Genomic DNA, 16318 nt, shown 5'->3' with positions numbered 1-16318 from the left:
TGCGGTCGGCGGAAGCCGTCCGCACCGGGACGGATGACCGGCGCGGGCACGGGTAAGGTCCGTTCACAGTCCGCAAGATCGGCCCGGCCTCCAGAAGGCGGGCCGCCGCCCATCCGGAAGGAAACGCGTGGAAGCCAACCCTCGTAGCACCGGGCGTCTGCCGGCCGCTTTCCTGACGCCGGGATCCTCCTCGTTCATGGACTTCCTGTCCGACCACTCGCCGGAAATCCTGCCGGGCAGGCGGTCGCTGCCGCCCACCCAGGGGCCGGTCGAGGCGCCGCACGGGACGACCATCGTCGCCGTGACCTTCCCCGGCGGGGTCGTGCTCGCCGGGGACCGGCGCGCGACCATGGGGAACATGATCGCCCAGCGCGACATCGAAAAGGTCTTCCCTGCCGATGAGTACTCGGCGGTCGGGATCGCCGGGACGGCCGGCCTCGCCGTCGAGATGGTGAAGCTGTTCCAGCTCGAACTGGAGCACTTCGAGAAGGTCGAGGGCACCACCCTCTCCCTGGAGGGCAAGGCCAACCGGCTCTCCACGATGATCCGCGGCAATCTCTCCATGGCCATGCAGGGCCTCGCCGTGGTCCCGCTCTTCGCCGGCTACGACGTCGACCGCGAGAAGGGCCGCATCTTCTCCTACGACGTCACGGGCGGCCGCTCCGAGGAGCAGGGGTACGCCTCCACGGGCTCCGGCTCGATCTTCGCCCGGGGCTCGATGAAGAAGCTCTACCGCGACGACCTGACGGAGCAGCAGGCCACCACCCTGGTCGTACAGGCCCTGTACGACGCGGCCGACGACGACTCGGCCACCGGCGGACCCGACGTGGGCCGCCGGATCTATCCGATCGTCACCGTCATCACGGACGAGGGCTGCCGCAGGCTGACCGATGAGGAGGGCTCCGAGCTCGCCCGTTCGATTCTGGCGCGGCGTCTCGAACAGCCCGACGGCCCGCGCGCCGAGCTGCTCTGAGGCCCTTCCGATGCACTCGTCACTGACAGAAAGGGACGGATAGCCGGTGTCGACCCCGTTCTATGTCTCACCCCAGCAGGCGATGGCCGACCGGGCGGAGTACGCCCGGAAGGGCATCGCCCGTGGTCGCAGCCTGGTCGTGCTGCAATACGCCGACGGCATCGTCTTCGTCGGCGAGAACCCGTCCCGCGCGCTGCACAAGTTCAGCGAGATCTACGACCGGATCGGCTTCGCGGCCGCCGGCAAGTACAACGAATACGAGAATCTGCGGATCGGCGGTGTGCGCTACGCGGATCTGCGCGGCTACACCTACGACCGTGACGATGTGACGGCCCGTGGTCTGGCGAATGTCTACGCGCAGACGCTTGGCACGATCTTCTCCAGTGCGGCCGAGAAGCCGTACGAGGTGGAGCTGGTCGTCGCCGAGGTCGGGACCGAGCCGGACGGCGACCAGATCTACCGGCTGCCGCACGACGGATCGATCGTCGACGAGCACGGTTCGGTCGCGGTCGGCGGAAACGCCGAGACGATCAGCACCTTCCTGGACCAGCAGCACCGCGAGGGGATGACACTCGCCGAAGCGCTGAAGCTGGCCGTGCAGGCGCTCTCCCGCGACACCAACGGCGGCGAGCGGGAGATCCCCGCCGAACGTCTTGAGGTGGCGGTCCTTGACCGGACCCGGCCGCAGCAGCGCAAGTTCAAGCGCATCGTCGGCCGCCGGCTCGCCAGGCTGCTCGACGAGGACGGCGCATCGGCCGCCGAGACGGACGACGCACCGTCGGACGAGGACGAGTAACCCCGCCCGCCACCCGTTCCGTCCGTGCCCCGGACCGCCGTCTGTGCGGCCCGGGGCACACATGCGGGGAGCCGCGTGGCGCAGGGTGGGGTTGGGCGGGCGGGTCCGGTCGATCCAGAGCCGTCAGTCCGGGTCGTGTCAGCCCGGTCCGGTCAGCCCGGAGCAGTCAGGCCGGGTCTGCCGCCCGGCCCGTCGAGCCGCGTACGAGCAGGTTCACCGGCAGATCACCGCCCTCCGGGCGGCGGCCGTCGAGGACGGCGAGCAGGGCCGCCATACCGCGCTGCCCGATCTGCTCGGCCGGCAGGGCCACGGTCGTCAGCTCGGGTTCGATCGCGGTCGCGAGGGCCAGATCGTCGAAGCCGGTGACCGAGAGGTCCTCGGGCACCCGCAGTCCGAGCCGCCGGGCCGCCTTGCAGGCCCCCGCGGCCAGGATGTCGTCGTCGCAGATCACCGCGGTCGGCCGGGGACCGGGACCGCTGAGCGCCTCTTCCGCCGCCCGCCGTGCGGCGTCCACCGCGAGCGGGGCGGTGACCGTGCGCACCTCCGCCCCGTGCAGGGCGGAGCGGAGGGCGGCGGCCCGGACGTCGAAGGTCCAGGAGTCGACCGCCGGTGCGAGATGGACGAAGCTGCGGTGGCCCAGCGCCAGCAGATGGCCCGTCACCTGACGCATCCCGTCCGCGATGTCCAGGTTCACATGGGCCGCCGCCCCCGGCTGGTCCGGATCGCTGTCCAGCATCACCAGCGGCAGACCGGACTCCTGGATCGCGGCGAGCGCCCCGACAGCCATCGATGAGGCGATGACCCCGTCCAGCGCGGTCCGCGCGGACCCGAAGGGATCGCGGGCCGGCCCCACGCCTTCGGGGGAGGGGTAGAGCACCACCCCGAAACCGTGCTCGGCGGCCTCCGCCGCGGCGCCCGTGTAGACGCGGGCGAAGAACTCGGTGGTCAGCGCGGGCACGACCAGCAGCACGGTCCTGGTCCTGCCCAGCCGCAGATCGCGGGCGGCGAGGTTCGGCCGGTAGCCGAGCCGGCGGGCCGCCTCGCGGACCAGACCGGCGGTGCGCTCGGAGACCCGCCCGCGCCACTTTTCGCCGAGCACCAGCGACACGGTGGCCTGCGAGACACCTGCCGCGCGCGCCACATCACGGCTGGTGGGGCGGGCCGGAACCGCTGGTTCCTGGCTCGTCGCTCGGGTGTCCACTCGGGCCTCCGTCCGGCCTGCTCCCGGCCGCGGCCATCTGGACTCGCGGTCTGCGCACATGGTACGTATGACCCGGCACGTTATACGTAACACTCGGGCCGGGGCCGGAAGGCCCGGGACCGGAAGACAAGGGGCGGACATGGCCGCGGGATACGCGGAACTCTTCGGCACCAGGCATGTGAAGCGGCTGCTCACCGGCACACTGGTGGGCCGGCTGCCGAACGCGACAGCCGCCATCGCCGTCGTGCTCTTCGTCCGCGCCGAAGGCGGCAGCTACTCACTCGCCGGGGCGCTCTCCGCCGTCTACGGACTGGCCACCGCGGTCGGCCAGCCGCTGCTCGGCCGCGCCGTCGACCTGTACGGACAGCCCAGGGTGATGCTGCCTTCGGCCCTGGTGTCGGCCCTCGGCATGGTGCTCTTCGCCGTCGTCGGCACCGGTCCGCTCGCTCTCGCCGTCATCGCGATGCTCGTCGCCGGCCTCTTCACACCGCCCCTGGAGGGCGGGCTGCGCGCCCTGTGGCCCAGCGTCCTGGAGCGCGAGGACCGGGTGCACGCCGCGTACGCGATGGATGCGGTGGCCCAGGAGGTCATGTTCACGGTCGGCCCGCTGCTCGTCACCCTGGCGGTCTCGCTGTGGTCGGCGGCGACCGCGCTGGTGGCCGTCAACGCCCTCGGGGTGCTCGGGGCCCTCTCCGTCGCCGTGTCGGAGCCCTCGCGCAGCTGGCGGTCCGCGCCCCGGGAGGCCCACTGGCTGGGCGCGCTGCGCTCGCCCGGACTGCTCGCCCTCCTCGGGGCCTTCTTCTTCGTCGGCCTGGCGCTCGGCTCGATCACCGTCGCCGCGATCGCCTACTCCGACGGGCACGGCGGCGACCCGACGTACGGCGTACTGATGGCGGCGATCGGCCTCGGCGCGCTGGTCGGCGGGCTGGTCTACGGCGCACGGCAGTGGCAGGGCGCCGCCGAGCGGCGGCTGCGCGTCATCGTCGGCGCCCTGGCCCTCTGTTATCTGCCGCTGATGCTGGTGCCGGGCGTGGCCGCGATGTCCGTGCTGACGACGGTGGCCGGTGTCTTCCTCGCCCCGGCCATCGCCTGCGCCTTCATCGTCGTCGACCGGCACGCCCCGCGCGGCACGGTCACCGAGGCGTTCTCCTGGCTGGTGACGACCTTCGGTGTCGGCGCGGCGCTGGGCACCGCCGTCGCGGGACCGGCCGTCGAGGCGGGCGGCGCACCCGCCGGGTTCGCCGCCGCGGCGGGCGGGGGGATCGCCGCGCTGCTCGTCCTGCTGGCCACTCAGCGGGTCCTCGCAGCTCCCGGCGGTACCGGTTCCGTCGTGGCCGGTTCCGAAAATGATCGGAACGGGGCCGTCGAACCCGGTTTCAGGACAGGCCATCAGGCGTAATGTTCAGTCATGGACCGCCGCATTTTCGGGCTGGAGAACGAGTACGGCGTCACGTGCACATTCAGAGGACAGCGCCGTCTGTCCCCTGACGAAGTGGCGCGCTACCTCTTCCGCCGTGTTGTGTCATGGGGCCGCAGCAGCAACGTCTTCCTGCGGAACGGCGCCCGCCTCTACCTCGACGTGGGATCGCATCCGGAATACGCAACCCCCGAGTGCGACAACGTGACCGAACTGGTCACGCACGACAAGGCGGGCGAGCGCATTCTCGAAGGCCTGCTCGTCGACGCCGAACGCCGCCTGCACGAGGAGGGAATCGCGGGCGACGTCTATCTCTTCAAGAACAACACCGATTCGGCGGGAAACTCCTACGGCTGCCACGAGAACTATCTCGTCGCCCGCCACGGGGAGTTCTCGCGGCTCGCGGACATTCTCATCCCCTTCCTCGTCACCCGCCAATTGCTCTGTGGCGCCGGAAAGGTGCTGCAGACCCCGCGCGGAGCGGTCTTCTGCGTGAGCCAGCGGGCCGAGCACATCTGGGAGGGCGTCAGCTCCGCGACCACCCGTTCCCGTCCCATCATCAACACCCGCGACGAGCCGCACGCGGACGCCGAGCGCTACCGCAGACTGCATGTCATCGTCGGTGACTCGAACATGTCCGAGACGACCATGCTGCTCAAGGTCGGCGCGACCGACCTCGTCCTGCGCATGATCGAAGCGGGCACGGTGATGCGTGATCTGACGCTGGAGAACCCGATCAGGGCCATCCGCGAGGTCAGCCACGACACGACGGGCCAGCGCAAGGTGCGTCTCGCCAGCGGGCGGGAGGCTTCGGCGCTCGAAGTACAGCGCGAGTACTACGAGAAGGCCGTGGACTTCGTGGACCGCCGCGGTATCCGTACCGGCCAGGTCGAAAGGGTTCTGGAGCTCTGGGGCCGCACCCTCGACGCCATCGAGGAGGAGGACCTCGACAGGATCGACACCGAGATCGACTGGGTGATGAAGTACAAGCTCATCGAGCGGTACCGGGACAAGCACAACATGACCATGTCGAATCCGCGGGTCGCCCAGATAGACCTCGCCTACCACGACATCCACCGCAGGCGCGGTCTCTACTACCTGCTGGAGAAGCGCGGACAGGCCGCACGCGTCTGCGACGACCTGCGGATCTTCGAGGGCAAGTCGGTGCCCCCGCAGACCACCAGGGCGCGGCTGCGCGGCGACTTCATCCGCCGCGCGCAGGAACAGCGCAGGGACTTCACCGTCGACTGGGTCCATCTCAAGCTCAACGACCAGGCGCAGCGCACCGTGCTCTGCAAGGACCCCTTCCGGTCGGTCGACGACCGGGTGGAGAAGCTGATCGCCGGGATGTGACCGGTCCTCACCCCGGTCGCACGAGGGCCCCGCGCACAGCAGCGCGCGGGGCCCTCGCGCATGCCGTAGGCCCACATGGGGGACGAGGAGTCTAGAGTGGCGGCCACTGACACCCCCACTACCCCGAGGACCACTGTGCGACGCCGTTTTGCTGCCTTGCTCATCGTGCCGGCCCTGGTGCTGACCGCCTGCGGAGGTGAGGATTCCAAGAAGTCGGACGCCTCGTCCTCATCATCGCCCGACAAGGCCGCGTCGACGGCCGTGCCCAAGCCCGTCGATTCGGCGTCCCCCATGCCGACGGTCGCGGGCGGCACCGGCAAGAAGGCGTCCATCACGGTCCCCAAGAAGGATCCGAGCGGCAAGTTCGTCATCCACACCCTCTCCGATGGCAGCGGCCCCGTGGTCAAGAAGAACGACCTGGTGATGGCCGACTTCACCGGCAAGGTCTGGAAGAGCGGCAAGGACATCGGCAGCTCGTTCGACAAGGGCGGCGCCCCGCAGCTCATCACCGCCGGCTCCAAGACGATCATCCCGGCCTTCGCCGACGCCGTCACCGGCAAGAAGATCGGCAGCCGCGTCCTGGTCGTCGCCCCGCCCAACGCGGCCTTCGGCAGCCAGGGCCAGCAGCAGCTCGGCGTCACCGGCAAGGACACCCTGATCTTCGCCCTCGACATCAAGAAGGTGATCCCGAAGAAGGTCGAGGGCACCCAGGCCCCCACCTCGTCCGACCTGCCGCAGATCAAGGCGGACAAGGAAGCGCCGGCCACCATCTCCGTACCGAAGAGCGACCCGCCGAAGAAGCTGGTCGACAAGGTGCTGATCCAGGGCAAGGGCGCCACGGTCAAGAAGGGCCAGACCGTCTACATGCAGTACAGCGGTGCCGCCTGGAAGCCCAATGAGGGCAAGGCGTCCGCGACTCTGTTCGACTCGTCATGGAAGACCGGCACGCCGTTCCAGACGGCCATCGGCCAGGGCGCGGTCATCAAGGGCTGGGACCAGGGACTCGTCGGCAAGAAGGTCGGCAGCCGGGTCATGCTGGTGATCCCGCCGGAGCTGGCGTACGGCGACAAGGCCCAGGGCGCCACCCTGCCGGCCAAGTCGACCCTGGTCTTCGTCGTCGACATTCTGGCGGCAATGTAAGACTGTCCCGGTTGCCCAGCACCAAGAAGTAGGAGCAGTTACGTGAGCATCGACAAGCCCGAGATCGACTTCCCGGGCGGCGAGCCGCCGGCCGACCTGGAGATCAAGGAGATCTGGGAGGGCGACGGCGCCGTCGCCAAGGCCGGGGACAAGGTCAAGGTCCACTACGTGGGTGTGGCCTTCTCCACCGGTGAGGAGTTCGACGCGAGCTGGAACCGCGGCACCCCGCTGGAGTTCCAGCTCGGCGTCGGCCAGGTTATTTCCGGCTGGGACCAGGGTGTCCAGGGCATGAAGGTCGGCGGACGCCGCCAGCTGACCATCCCGGCGCACCTCGCGTACGGCGACCGCGGCGCCGGTGGCCGTATCAAGCCGGGCGAGACGCTGATCTTCGTCTGTGACCTGGTCGCTGTCTGACCGGAAGTGATCGTTTCCGAGGGTCCATGCCAGCCGGCATGGACCCTCGGCTTTTGACCCGGGACCGCGGAGCGGTACGGTCGGCGGTCGTGGAACGTCCCGCGTTCCCCGTGCTGTGTTCTTCCCGGGGGACCGCCCCCGGCGGACACTCCCGGACTCCAGAGAGGGCGTCGATGGCGATTGCCAAGGCCGAGCGGCTCATGAATCTGGCACTGTGCCTGCTCGGAACCAGGCGGCCCCTGAGCAAGCGAGAACTGCGGGGGTCCATCGAGGCGTATCTGGAAGCGGGTTCGGACGAGTCCTTCAACCGGATGTTCGAGCGGGACAAGGACGATCTGCGGGAACTCGGCCTGGTCATCGAGACGGTCGAGAGCCTCGACGGGGACGCCGGATATCTCGCCCGCCGAGACAGCAACAGGCTTCCGCCGGTCGCTCTCGACGCCGAGGAGGCAGCGGCGCTCGGGCTGGCCGCCAAGGTCTGGCAGCAGGCCCGGCTGGCAGGCGCCGCCAGTGGTGCGCTGCAGAAGCTGCGGGCCGCCGGCATGCCCGAGGCCGAGGAGCCGTACGGCGCGCTGGAACCGCGCATCCCGGTGCACGAGGCCGCCTTCGAGCCGCTGATGCTGGCCTGCCGTGACCGCAGGCCCGTCGTCTTCGACTACCGCAAGGCCAACGCGGCCCGCCCGGAGGCCCGTCAGGTCGAGCCCTGGACGCTGGAGTGCTGGCACGGCCACTGGTACCTCGCGGGCTGGGACCGTGAGCGCGGCGCCGAGCGGGTGTTCCGGCTCTCCCGCATCACCGGCCGGGTCCGTTCCAGGACCGGTGCGTTCACGGCCCCGGTGCCGGACGTGGTGACCGTACGCGAGACCGTGGAGACCTGGGCCGGTGAGACCGCGACCCGCAGCGCCCGGATCCGGCTGCGCTCGGGCGCCGGATACCCGCTGCGCTCACGCGCCACCGCCGTACGGGAACTCGGCGACGGGTGGGACGAGTTGGAGATTCCGTACGGACACGGGCTGGACGCCTGGCTGGTGGAGTTCGGCCCCGACGTGATCGTGCTGGACCCCGCGGACCTGCGGGCCGATGTGGTGGACCGGCTGCGCGCCGTGGCCAAGGACTGAGGAGCACGTGGCGACGAACGCGATCGACCAGACCCGCCGGATGCTGTCCCTCGTGACGTATCTCCGCGAGCGTCCCGGCGCCCGTGTCGGGGATGTGGCGCGCGCCTTCGGTATCACCGAGGACGAGCTGATCTCGGACCTGGATGTGCTGCCCATGTGCGGGACGAGCTTCCGCGGCGGCGACCTGCTGGACATCGACACCGACGGCGAGTCCATCTGGTGGCACAACGCCGATGACGTCGCAGCGCCGCTGCGGCTCGCCGCCGACGAGGCCACGGCCCTGCTGGTGGCCGCGCGCGCCGTGGCGACCCTGCCGGGGCTCCGTGAGGGCGACCGGCAGGCGCTGCTGCGGGCCACCGCGAAGCTGGAGGCCGCGGCCGGTGAGGCGGCGGGAGCCAGCTCCCGGCTCTCGGTGACCTTCGAGTCCGAGGGCGGGGTCTTCGCCGACGCCGACCGGGCCATCTCGGAGCGGCGCAGGCTCTGGCTGCGGTACTACTCACCGGCGCGCGACGAGCTGACCGAGCGTGAGGTCGACCCGATCCGGCTGTTCGCGGTCGGTCACACGTACATGGAGGCCTGGTGCTACCTCTCCGAGGCCCGGCGCACCTTCCGGCTGGACCGGGTCGCCGAGATCCGGCTGCTGGACGAGCCGTCCGCGCCGCCGGAGCTGGAGCTGCGTGACCTGTCGGCGGGGCTCGTCCAGCCGGCGGCCGAGGACCCGGAGGTGGTGGTGGAGGTCGGTCCCGGTGGCCGCTGGGTCGCCGAGTACTACCCGCACGACAGCGCGGAGGAACTGGCCGATGGCGGGCTGCGCATCACGCTGCGCACCCCCGACCCGGCCTCGCTGCGCAGGCTCGCCCTGCGGCTCGGCCGGGACGGGCGGATCGTCTCGCCGGACGATCTGGCGGACAGCGCACGGCTCGCGGCCCGGGAGGCGCTCGCCGCCTACGACGTACAGGAGGAGAGGGGTTGAGTGGTATGTCGGTGATGTCCGGATTCTCGGCGCATATGGGCCCGGTCGTCTTCCGGGCCGCGTGCCCGGACTGCCGCAGCCGGTTCGAGCTGGCCGCCGGTGCGCTCCGGCTGGCGATAGGGGCCAGTCGGCGTACCACCTTCTACTCCTTCACCTGCCCCGACTGCGGTGTGCCGGTCCGCAAACCGGCCGGTGAGCGGATTGTCGAACTCCTCACCGGCGGCGGCGTCCGGACGCTGCGCCTCCACTCCACCGTCCAGGGGTCCCCATGTTCTGGCCGATGACCGCGATCGTTCTGGGGTTCATCGGAATCGTCGTACTCGGTGTGCTCGCCCTCAGGGTTTTTGTCGAGGCGCAGCGCCTCGGCAGCCAAGTGGCGCGCGCCACACAGCAGATCGGCCAGGCCGCGGAGGGCTTGGAGCGCGCGGCCACCGGGCTCGCACGGAGCGGTGAAAGTTTGCGCTAGAGGCGCTCGGCTCTGCTGCCGGGCCGTTTCGGGCGGTACGCTGCTGATCGCGGGCCCGGGAGCGAGGCGCGGGCCGCAAGCGTGAGTCTGCACAGGCATTGCCCTGCGTTTACCCCCGCGGGTTACGATCGCTGCCAGCACGACGACCGGACGCCTGTCCGATCGCTCGGGCAGCCCCACCCCAGCCGCCTCGGTGAGAAGGTACAGCTTATGTTCGGAAGGCTCGGCGCCCCCGAGATCATCCTGATCCTCGTCGTCATCGTCCTGCTGTTCGGCGCGAAGAAGCTTCCGGACATGGCCCGTTCGCTGGGCAAGTCCGCCCGCATCCTCAAGAGCGAGGCCAAGGCGATGAAGTCGGAGGGTCAGCAGACCGCTCCGGCAGACCCGCCGCAGGACCCCCAGGCCGACGTCCCGCGCACGATCCAGGCCGCTCCGGGAGACGTGACCAGCGCCCGTCCCGTGACCGAGCCTTCGGACTCGACCAAGCGCTGACAACCGGGCCGGAGCGGGCACCGCGGTGAGCGGCTGCCCGCCGCACAGATGAGGACGTGGGTTGCTCGTGTCTGCCCGCAAAGTGGAGAAGGATCCCGACGGGCGCATGCCCCTCGTGGAGCATCTGCGTGAGCTGCGCAACCGGCTGGCGAAAGGGCTGCTGGGGATCGTCGTCGTCACGATCGCGGCTGCCTTCTTCTACCGAGACATCATTGAATTCTTCACCAACCCGGTGCTGCACGCGGTGGGGTGCGAGACGAGCTTCGCGGAACTCGCCCACCAGCGGGACGGGACCTGCGCCCGGATCGTTCTGAACGGTCTGCTCACGCCGTTCACCCTCGCCCTCAAGGTCTCCCTGATGGCCGGTGTGGTGCTCTCCTCGCCGATCTGGCTCTACCAGCTGTGGGCCTTCATCGCGCCGGGGCTGCACAAGCACGAGCGCAAGTACACCGTCGGCTTCGTGGCTGCGGGCTTCCCGCTCTTCCTGGCGGGCGCCTTCTTCGCGTACGAGACGCTCCCCACGATGGCGAAGGTTCTGCTCCAGCTCTCCCCGAGCCACATCGACAACCAGCTGCCTCTCGACGACCTGCTCGATCTGATCACCCGGATGGTGGTCGTCTTCGGGCTCTCCTTCGAGCTGCCGCTGCTGCTCGTCATGCTGAACTTCGTCGGGATCATCACCGGCAAGCGGATGGCCGGCTGGTGGCGCGGCATGATCATGGGCATCACGGTCTTCGCCGCGGTCGCCACGCCCAGCACCGACCCGCTGAGCATGCTGGCCCTCGCCGGACCGATCTGGGTGCTGTACGGCTTCGCCACCGTCATCTCGCTGATGAACGACCGCCGCAAGGCGCAGCGCGCCGCAGCCGGCCCGGACGACGACGAGGCGTCCGACATCGACCTCACCCCGGAGGCCATAGGGGAGGTCGAGACCGTGCCCGCGTCCAGGGTTCCGGAGCAGACGGGCGGCGAGACGGACGGGTCGAGGCCCAGTGGTCTCGGCGGTTACGACGATGTGACCTGACCGGTAGGGTCCGGCGGGTGACCAGCGAGATCACCCTCTTCGTCAATCCCACCGCCGGACGCGGCCGGGGCGCGCACGCCGCGCAGCCGGCCGCCTCCGCGTTGCGGGACGCAGGTTTCTCCGTACGCACGGTGCTCGGCAGCGACGCGCCCGACGCGCTGCGCCGGGCCCGGGATGCCGTCCGGGGCGGGACGGGCGCGCTCATAGCCGTCGGCGGGGACGGCATGATCAGCCTCGCCCTCCAGGCTGTCGCCGGTACGCCCACCCCGCTGGGGGTGGTGGCCGTCGGCACCGGCAACGACTTCGCGCGCGGGCTGGGGCTGCCGGTACGGGACCCGGCCGCCGCGGGCCGCTCGGTGGCCGGAGCGCTCAAGAGCGGGGACATCAGGGAGATCGACCTGGGCCGGGTCGTGCCGGGGCCGGGTGCCGGAACGGCCGGCGGGGCGCACGCGCCCGGCGGCGCGGACCCGGGCGGCGCCGCACCCGTGCGGCCCGCGGAACGCTGGTTCGGGAGCGTGCTCGCCGCCGGATTCGACTCGCGGGTCAATGACCGCGGCAACCGGATGCGCTGGCCGTCCGGCCGGCTGAAGTACGACCTGGCGATGGTCGCCGAACTGGCCGCCTTCCGTCCGGTCCCGTACCGGCTGGCGCTGGACGGGGGACCGGCGCGCGAGATCGAGGCGACACTCGTCGCCGTCGGCAACGGGCCGTCGTACGGCGGGGGCATGCGGATCTGCGCGGACGCCGAGCTGGACGACGGCCTCCTCGACATCACGGTGGTCGGCGCCTGCTCCCGTACCACCCTGGTCAGGGTCTTCCCCAAGGTCTACCGGGGCACCCACCTCGGCCACCCCGCCGTCACCTCGTACCGGGCGCGCCGGGTCGAGCTGACGGCCGCCGGGGTCACGGGGTACGCGGACGGCGAACCGCTGGGCCCGCTGCCGCTGACCGCCGAGTGCGTGGAGCGCGCGGTCCGGGTCATCGGCTGTTGAAATGCTGAAATAAAGATCGCGCTGACTGTCGGAGGCGGCGGGTAGGCTCGAAGACAAGATGACCGAGGACCTTTCGCCCGCTGAGCGTTATGCAGCCGCCCGCACCCGCGCTGTCGAAGAGGCCACCGCGCTGGCCCCCTTCCGCCGCATGTACGACTTCGCTCTCGATCCGTTCCAGATCGAGGCGTGCCGGGCCCTGGAGGCGGGCAAGGGTGTGCTCGTCGCGGCGCCCACCGGCTCGGGCAAGACGATCGTCGGCGAGTTCGCCGTGCACCTGGCCCTGGCGCAGGGCCGCAAATGCTTCTACACCACCCCGATCAAGGCGCTCTCGAACCAGAAGTACGCCGATCTCGCCAAGCGTTACGGGGCGGACAAGGTCGGCCTGCTCACCGGCGACAACAGTGTGAACGCGGACGCCCCGGTGGTCGTCATGACCACCGAGGTCCTGCGGAACATGCTGTACGCGGGCTCGCAGGCGCTCCTCGGGCTCGGCTATGTGGTCATGGACGAGGTGCACTACCTCTCCGACCGCTTCCGCGGCGCCGTGTGGGAGGAGGTGATCATCCATCTGCCGGAATCGGTGACCCTGGTGTCGCTCTCGGCGACCGTGTCCAACGCGGAGGAGTTCGGTGACTGGCTGGACACCGTCCGCGGCGACACCGAGGTGATCGTCTCCGAGCACCGGCCCGTCCCGCTCTGGCAGCACGTGCTCGCCGGGCGCCGGATGTACGACCTCTTCGAGGAGTCGACGGACCACGGCGGCCGCGGCGGCGCCAAGCGCGAGGTCAACCCCGACCTGCTGCGGATGGCCCGCCAGGAGAACCAGCGCACGTACAACCCGCGCGACCGCCGCCGCGGCAGGATGGTGCGCGAGGCGGACCGCGAGCGCGAGCGGCGCTCCCGCAGCCGGATCTGGACGCCCAGCAGGGCCGAGGTCATCGCCCGGCTCGACGCCGAGGGGCTGCTGCCCGCCATCACCTTCATCTTCAGCAGGGCCGGCTGCGAGGCCGCGGTCCAGCAGTGTCTCTACGCGGGGCTGCGGCTCAACTCCGAAGAGGCCCGTCAGACGGTGCGCGAGATCGTCGAGGAGCGCACCGCGTCCATCCCGCGCGAGGATCTGCACGTCCTCGGTTACTACGAGTGGCTGGAAGGTCTGGAGCGCGGTATCGCCGCGCACCACGCGGGGATGCTGCCGACCTTCAAGGAGGTCGTCGAGGAGCTCTTCGTACGCGGCCTCGTGAAGGCCGTGTTCGCGACCGAGACCCTGGCACTCGGCATCAACATGCCCGCCCGCTCGGTGGTCCTGGAGAAGCTCGTCAAGTGGAACGGCGAGCAGCACGCCGACATCACCCCCGGCGAGTACACCCAGCTGACCGGCCGGGCCGGGCGGCGCGGTATCGACGTCGAGGGCCACGCCGTGGTGCTCTGGCAGCGTGCCATGGACCCGGGCGCGCTCGCCGGTCTCGCCGGTACCCGTACCTATCCGCTGCGCTCCAGCTTCCGGCCCTCGTACAACATGGCCGTGAACCTGGTGCAGCAGTTCGGCCGGCACCGCTCACGTGAGCTGCTCGAAACGTCCTTCGCGCAGTTCCAGGCGGACAAGTCGGTCGTCGGGATCTCCAAGCAGGTGCAGAAGAACGAGGAGGGCATCGCCGGTTACCGCGAGGGGATGACCTGTCACCTCGGGGACTTCGAGGAGTACGCGCGGCTGCGCCGCGACCTCAAGGACCGTGAGACCGAGCTGGCCAAGCAGGGGGCCGTGCAGCGGCGGGCCGCTGCCGCCGACGCCCTGGAGAAGCTCAGGCCCGGCGATGTCATCCATGTGCCGACCGGCAAGTTCGCGGGTCTGGCCCTGGTCATCGACCCGGGGCTGCCCGCGGGCCGGGCCAACGGGCACCGGGGTTTCGAGGCGTACGACGGCCCCCGGCCGCTGGTGCTCACCGCCGAGCGGCAGGTCAAGCGGCTCGCCTCGATCGACTTCCCGGTGCCTGTCGAGGCGCTGGACCGGATGCGGATCCCGAAGTCGTTCAACGCGAAGTCGCCGCAGTCCCGGCGTGATCTGGCCTCAGCGCTGCGGAGCAAGGCCGGGCACATCGTGCCCGAACGGCACCGCAAGCCCCGTGCGGCCGCCGCCGACGACCGGGAGATCGCCCGGCTGCGCACCGAGCTGCGCGCCCACCCCTGCCACGGCTGCGACGAGCGCGAGGACCACGCCCGCTGGGCCGAGCGCTACTACCGGCTGCAGCGTGACACCCGCCAGCTGGAGCGCCGGATCGAGGGCCGGACCAACACCATCGCCCGCACCTTCGACCGGATCTACGCCCTGCTGACCGAGCTGGACTATCTGCGGGGCGACGAGTCGACCGTGCACGGCAAGCGGCTCGCCCGGCTCTACGGCGAGCTGGACCTGCTGGCGTCGGAGTGTCTGCGCGAGGGCGTCTGGGAGGGGCTCAACCCGGCCGAACTGGCGGCGTGCGTCTCCGCGCTGGTCTTCGAGGCACGACAGGCCGACGACGCGGTCACACCCAAGGTCCCCTCGGGTGCGGCGAAGACCGCGCTGGGCGAGATGGTCCGGATCTGGGGCAGGCTGGACGCCCTGGAGGAGGACTTCAAGATCAACCAGACGGAGGGCGTCGGCCAGCGCGAGCCCGATCTCGGCTTCGCCTGGGCGGCGTACCAGTGGGCCTCCGGACGGGGCCTGGACGAGGTGCTGCGCGACGCCGAGATGCCGGCCGGTGACTTCGTGCGCTGGTGCAAGCAGGTCATCGACGTACTGGGCCAGATCGCGGCGGCGGCCCCCGGCGAGAACAGCACGGTCTCGCGCAACGCCCGCAAGGCGGTCGACGCGGTGCGGCGCGGCGTGGTGGCGTACAGCTCAGTCGGCTGACCGGGCGCGCGAAGCGCGGTAGGGGCCTCCGCCGGACTGCTCCGGCGGGGACGGGCGGGGGCCCGTACGTACGCGCTCAGCCGTCCGCCGCCCAGGTGTCGTACGACGTCCAGGCCAGGAGCGAGCGGCCGCTCTCGAAGCGGTGCTCGGCGCCGGTGACCGGGTCGGTGAACTCCAGGACGCGGGCCAGCAGTTGCAGCGGCCTGCGGAAGTCGTCCGGGGCCGGGTCGGTGACGACAGGGAAGAACGGGTCGCCGAGCAGCGGTACGCCCAGCGCGTTCATATGGACCCGCAGCTGGTGCGTGCGGCCGGTGACGGGGGTGAGCCGGTAGCGGGCGAGATCCCCCTTGCGGCCGGTCCGCTCGATGCGGGTCTCGCTGTTCGGCTCACCGGGTGTCTCGAAAGCGGCGACGATCCCCGGCACCTTCTCGATGCGGCTACGGGAGACGCGCGGCAGGCCGAGGCCGGACCGGTAGGGGGCGACGGCCTCGTACTCCTTGTGCACCTTCCGGTCCCGGAACAGCGTCTGGTACGCGCCGCGCTCCCCGGGCCGTACGGAGAAGAGCACCAGACCCGCGGTCAGCCGGTCCAGCCGGTGGGCGGGGCTCAGCGCGGGCAGCTCCAGCTCGGTGCGCAGCCGGGCCAGCGCGGTCTGGGTGATGTGCCGGCCCCGCGGGGTGGTGGCCAGGAAGTGCGGTTTGTCGGCGACGACGATGTGCTCGTCGCGGTAGCGCACACCGATGGCGAACGGCACGCGCACCTCGGCGGGGAAGTCCCGGTGGAACCAGACCGAACCCCCGGGCAGATAAGGGGTGTCGGCCAGGACCGGCCCGTCCACGCCGACGAACGCGCCCCTGCGCAGCATGGCGTCGACCTCGGCGGCGCCACCCGGCAGCCGCTCCGCAAGGTGCTCCCCGATCGTGGCCCACGAGCCGTCCACGGGAAGGCGCAGTCGCACCGCGTCGATGCCTTCGCGCTGGGGCAGGGGGCCCGGGAGCCGGGCGGTCTTGCGTCTCATCGTGGCTCAAGGGTACGAGCGACGGCCCGCAGGGCGAACCGTCCGGGGCCGGAG

At 70.8% G+C, this 16318-nt stretch carries 16 protein-coding genes; 14 read left to right on the top strand and 2 right to left on the bottom strand.

Annotation, left to right across the window (positions count from 1 at the left end; translation table 11 throughout):
- The first annotated feature begins 127 nt into the window (after window positions 1-127).
- On the top strand, window positions 128-973 hold the full coding sequence (prcB, locus tag ACFXBC_RS13490; protein ID WP_385022964.1) for a proteasome subunit beta: 846 nt from the start codon (window positions 128-130) through the stop codon (window positions 971-973).
- Window positions 974-1019: 46 nt separating this feature from the next.
- A complete protein-coding gene (prcA, locus tag ACFXBC_RS13485) occupies window positions 1020-1769 on the top strand; it encodes a proteasome subunit alpha (protein ID WP_385022962.1) in 750 nt (249 codons plus the stop codon).
- Between the two features lie 166 nt (window positions 1770-1935).
- On the opposite strand, the gene ACFXBC_RS13480 is transcribed toward prcA, so the two are convergent.
- Window positions 1936-3030, bottom strand: coding sequence for a LacI family DNA-binding transcriptional regulator (locus ACFXBC_RS13480; RefSeq protein ID WP_385022960.1), 1095 nt, complete (start codon window positions 3028-3030; stop codon window positions 1936-1938).
- Between the two features lie 79 nt (window positions 3031-3109).
- Here ACFXBC_RS13480 and ACFXBC_RS13475 point away from each other — a divergent pair, with 79 nt between their 5' ends.
- From ACFXBC_RS13475 to ACFXBC_RS13420, 12 genes are all read left to right on the top strand, one after another.
- Window positions 3110-4369, top strand: coding sequence for an MFS transporter (locus ACFXBC_RS13475; RefSeq protein ID WP_385022958.1), 1260 nt, complete (start codon window positions 3110-3112; stop codon window positions 4367-4369).
- A 9-nt stretch (window positions 4370-4378) separates the two neighbouring features.
- Window positions 4379-5740 (top strand): Pup--protein ligase, encoded by a 1362-nt coding sequence (gene pafA / locus ACFXBC_RS13470; RefSeq protein WP_385022956.1) that lies wholly within the window; start codon window positions 4379-4381, stop codon window positions 5738-5740.
- A gap of 135 nt (window positions 5741-5875) precedes the next feature.
- Window positions 5876-6880 (top strand): FKBP-type peptidyl-prolyl cis-trans isomerase, encoded by a 1005-nt coding sequence (locus ACFXBC_RS13465; RefSeq protein WP_385022954.1) that lies wholly within the window; start codon window positions 5876-5878, stop codon window positions 6878-6880.
- A gap of 42 nt (window positions 6881-6922) precedes the next feature.
- Complete coding sequence (locus tag ACFXBC_RS13460; RefSeq protein WP_385022952.1) at window positions 6923-7294, top strand: FKBP-type peptidyl-prolyl cis-trans isomerase; 372 nt, start codon at window positions 6923-6925, stop codon at window positions 7292-7294.
- Between the two features lie 173 nt (window positions 7295-7467).
- On the top strand, window positions 7468-8412 hold the full coding sequence (locus ACFXBC_RS13455) for a helix-turn-helix transcriptional regulator (protein WP_385022950.1): 945 nt from the start codon (window positions 7468-7470) through the stop codon (window positions 8410-8412).
- A 7-nt stretch (window positions 8413-8419) separates the two neighbouring features.
- The gene (locus ACFXBC_RS13450) at window positions 8420-9385 is read left to right on the top strand and encodes a helix-turn-helix transcriptional regulator (protein ID WP_385022948.1); all 966 of its coding nucleotides are present in this window, start codon (window positions 8420-8422) and stop codon (window positions 9383-9385) included.
- Between the two features lie 5 nt (window positions 9386-9390).
- On the top strand, window positions 9391-9669 hold the full coding sequence (locus ACFXBC_RS13445; protein ID WP_385023051.1) for a hypothetical protein: 279 nt from the start codon (window positions 9391-9393) through the stop codon (window positions 9667-9669).
- Complete coding sequence (locus tag ACFXBC_RS13440) at window positions 9654-9851, top strand: hypothetical protein (RefSeq protein WP_385022946.1); 198 nt, start codon at window positions 9654-9656, stop codon at window positions 9849-9851. The genes ACFXBC_RS13445 and ACFXBC_RS13440 overlap by 16 nt, the downstream gene beginning before the upstream one ends.
- Window positions 9852-10061: 210 nt before the next feature.
- Window positions 10062-10343, top strand: a complete 282-nt coding sequence (tatA, locus tag ACFXBC_RS13435) for a Sec-independent protein translocase subunit TatA (RefSeq protein ID WP_164263878.1) — start codon at window positions 10062-10064, stop codon at window positions 10341-10343.
- Window positions 10344-10404: 61 nt separating this feature from the next.
- Window positions 10405-11367, top strand: coding sequence for a twin-arginine translocase subunit TatC (gene tatC / locus ACFXBC_RS13430; RefSeq protein WP_385022944.1), 963 nt, complete (start codon window positions 10405-10407; stop codon window positions 11365-11367).
- A 17-nt stretch (window positions 11368-11384) separates the two neighbouring features.
- Window positions 11385-12359: a diacylglycerol kinase gene (locus ACFXBC_RS13425; RefSeq protein ID WP_385022942.1), complete on the top strand. Its 975-nt coding sequence runs from the start codon at window positions 11385-11387 to the stop codon at window positions 12357-12359.
- A gap of 58 nt (window positions 12360-12417) precedes the next feature.
- Window positions 12418-15246 carry a DEAD/DEAH box helicase gene (locus ACFXBC_RS13420; protein ID WP_385022940.1) on the top strand — a complete coding sequence of 943 codons (2829 nt, stop codon included), beginning with the start codon at window positions 12418-12420 and terminating at the stop codon, window positions 15244-15246.
- A gap of 76 nt (window positions 15247-15322) precedes the next feature.
- Here ACFXBC_RS13420 and ACFXBC_RS13415 read toward each other — a convergent pair whose 3' ends face one another.
- Window positions 15323-16264: an RluA family pseudouridine synthase gene (locus ACFXBC_RS13415; RefSeq protein WP_385022938.1), complete on the bottom strand. Its 942-nt coding sequence runs from the start codon at window positions 16262-16264 to the stop codon at window positions 15323-15325.
- Window positions 16265-16318: the final 54 nt, after the last annotated feature.

This window comes from Streptomyces sp. NPDC059398 (assembly GCF_042751845.1).
Classification (GTDB): domain Bacteria; phylum Actinomycetota; class Actinomycetes; order Streptomycetales; family Streptomycetaceae; genus Streptomyces.
This window is presented reverse-complemented; position numbering and strand designations above follow the sequence as displayed.